1 protein-coding gene and 1 pseudogene are annotated in these 956 nt (G+C 77.8%); both read left to right on the plus strand.

Annotated features, from left to right (window positions below):
- A pseudogene (locus C1I99_RS33030) lies at positions 1–394 on the plus strand (hypothetical protein); the annotation flags it as partial.
- A gap of 10 nt (positions 395–404) precedes the next feature.
- Positions 405–956: prephenate dehydratase domain-containing protein (locus C1I99_RS31660; RefSeq protein WP_325049259.1), on the plus strand; the 552-nt coding region annotated here is incomplete at its 3' end.

Consider the following 956-nt stretch of genomic DNA (forward strand, 5'->3'; position numbering starts at 1 on the left):
GCCCACCACCGGGCCCGTCCCGCCCACCGCCACCGGACTGCCCGGCGCCGGGGCGCCCACCTCGACCACCGGCCCCGCGACGGTCGCGGTGCCGTGCCGCAGCGGCCCGTCCGGGCAACGGGTCATCGACGTGGTCCGCCGCGCCAAGGTGCTGCCCGCCGATGTGCGGATCCGGGTGGCGACCGGGCCGCTGTGCGCGGACGACTGGCACTACACCGCGCTGGACGTGACCGGGCACGAACAGCTCCAGGTGGTCACCCGCGGTCAGCCGGCCGCCCCGCGGCTGGTCACCGCCGGCACCGACGTCTGCACGGTCGAGGTCCGGGCCGCCGGCCCGCCCGCCGTCCGGGCGCTGGCCTGCGACGGCGGCCCGGTGGGCGTACCGGGTGCGTAGGCTGGGCGGCATGCCGGGAACACCGCCGACACGCTTCGTCTACCTCGGGCCCGAGGGCACCTTCGCCGAGCAGGCGCTGCACCACGTCCCCGCCGCCGAGCGGGGCAGCCGCACGCCCGCCCGCAGCGTCGGGGAGGCGCTGGAGTGCGTACGGGCGGGGGAGGCGGACGCGGCTCTGGTGCCGTTGGAGAACTCCATCGGCGGCGCGGTCGGGGTGACCCTGGACGAGCTGGCCGAGGGGGAGCCGCTGGTGATCACCCGGGAGGTGATCCTGCCGGTGGAGTTCGTGCTCGGCGCCCGCCCAGGGACGTCGCTACCGGCGGTGCGTACGGTCGCCGCCCACCCGCAGGCGTCCACCCAGTGCCGGGGCTGGCTGCGCGCGCACCTGCCCGACGCGGTGGTGGTCGACGTGCTCTCCAACGGCGCGGCCGCCGCCGGAGCCGCCGCCGGCGAGTACGACGCGGCGATCTGCGCCCCCATCGGGGCCACCCGGCACCGGCTGGCGGTGCTGGCCGACAAGATCGCCGACCACCCGGACGCGGTGACCCGCTTCGCGCTGGTG

The sequence above is a fragment of the Micromonospora deserti genome, from assembly GCF_003236335.1.
In the GTDB taxonomy this organism is placed as follows: domain Bacteria; phylum Actinomycetota; class Actinomycetes; order Mycobacteriales; family Micromonosporaceae; genus Micromonospora; species Micromonospora deserti.